This window comes from Nocardia sp. NPDC058497, assembly GCF_042720195.1.
In the GTDB taxonomy this organism is placed as follows: domain Bacteria; phylum Actinomycetota; class Actinomycetes; order Mycobacteriales; family Mycobacteriaceae; genus Nocardia.
Genome location: NZ_JBHXMY010000876.1, coordinates 1 through 1,743, shown reverse-complemented (window position 1 = coordinate 1,743; position 1,743 = coordinate 1). Strand labels below are relative to the sequence as shown.

General features: G+C 67.7%; 2 protein-coding genes. Both read right to left on the bottom strand.

Annotated features, from left to right (window positions below; all coding sequences use genetic code 11):
* Nucleotides 1–42: 42 nt before the first annotated feature.
* Complete coding sequence (locus tag ACFWPJ_RS32025; protein ID WP_378857152.1) at nt 43–849, bottom strand: ABC transporter ATP-binding protein; 807 nt, start codon at nt 847–849, stop codon at nt 43–45.
* Nucleotides 842–1,591 carry an ABC transporter permease gene (locus tag ACFWPJ_RS32020; RefSeq protein WP_378857150.1) on the bottom strand — a complete coding sequence of 250 codons (750 nt, stop codon included), beginning with the start codon at nt 1,589–1,591 and terminating at the stop codon, nt 842–844. Before ACFWPJ_RS32020 ends, ACFWPJ_RS32025 begins: the two co-directional genes overlap by 8 nt.
* Nucleotides 1,592–1,743: the final 152 nt, after the last annotated feature.

Below are 1,743 nucleotides of genomic sequence, written 5' to 3'. Positions count from 1 at the left end.
CGCTCCCCGCCGGCGCGCTGTCGGGCCGGAGGCGGCGAGGTGTCATGACGGATGAGCCAACGCCCGACGCGACTCCTCGTGCAGGATCGCGAGGAGTTCCTCTTCCAGCGCGACGAATTCGGGGGCGGTGATCATGGACAACCCGCGCGGTCGCGGCAGGTCGATGCGCAGTTCGTAGCGTACTGTCGCCGGGCGCGCCGACAGTACGATCACGCGGTCCGACAGGTACACCGCCTCGCGCACATCGTGGGTGATCATCAGAACCATCCAGCGGTAGCGCTGCCAGACCTCTTGTAGCCACGACTGCATCTCGGTGCGAGTCAGTGAGTCGAGCGCGCCGAAGGGTTCGTCGAGCAGCAGCAGTTCGCGCTCCTGGACGACGGTCCGCAGTAGTGCGGCCCGCTGTCGCATCCCGCCCGACAACTGGGACGGGCGGGCGTCCTCGAAACCGGACAGGCCGAATACCGGGAACAGCTCGCGGGCGCGGCGCCGGGCCTCCGATTTCGGGACACCCTGCACGCGCAGGCCGAGGATGGTGTTGTCGAGGATGGTTCGCCAGGGGAACAGCAGGTCCTTCTGCGGCATGTAGGCGCAGTGCGACGCGGTGTCCTCGCCGTCGGCGGCGCGGAAGCCGACGCTGCCGGAGTCGGGGGATTCGAGTCCGGCCAGCATGTTGAACACGGTGCTCTTGCCGCAACCACTCGGCCCGATGACGGTGACGAACTCGCCCGATCTGACCGTGAACGACACCCCGCCCAGCACGTCGAGGTCCGGGCTGCGCCGACCGGGCTGCGGAAACGACTTGGTGAGATGGTCGACGACGATCCGGTCGCCCCCGGCGTCAGTCACGTCGGCTCCTGTTCTGCGCGCGCGACCACGGCGCGACGAGGCGTTCGATCGCGAACGTCGACAGATAGAGCGCGATACTCAGCAGTGCCGTGACCAGCACCGCCGCCAATACCAGGTCGGTACGGAACGAATTCTTCTGCAGGCTCATATAGATGCCGAGACCGACGCTCGCGCCGACATATTCGGCGAACACCGCACCGACGACCGCATAGGTGATCCCGATCCGCAACGCCGTGAAGAACCGTGGCAGCGCGGACGGCAGTCGCACATAACGGAACACCTGCAGCCGGGAGGCGCCCATGCTCCGCAGCAGCGCGCCCGCGTCACGGTCGGCCGCGGCGAATCCCTCGATCAGGCCGATGGCCATGGGAAAGAAGGTGACCAACGCGACCACCAAGATCTTCGGCAGGAGACCGAACCCGAACCAGATGATCATCAACGGCGCGATCGCGACGATCGGCACGGTCTGCGACGCGACGAACAGCGGCACCAACGCACGCCGCAGCCAGGGCGAGAAGTCCACGATCACCGCCAGCACCCACGCCAGAGTCAGCGACACCGCGAACCCGGCCAGCGTCACCTGCAAGGTGGCGGCCGCATGGGAACTGATCTCGTCCCGGTGCGCCCAACCCTGCTGGACGACCCGCAGCGGTGACGGCAGCACCTGCGGGCGGACACCACTGCTCGTGACGTAGACCTGCCAGATCGCGACGAGCACCGCCACCGTGACGAACGACGGCACCGCCCACCGGATCCCGGCCCAGCGAGCCGTCCCCCCCGGGGGGCCGGGGGGGGGCCGCCCCCCCCGCGCGGCCCGCCCCACCACCGATGGAGGGGGTATAAAATGTTTTTTTTATAGAGAAAGACTGGTGGGGGGGGAGTCGCAGAGAGAGA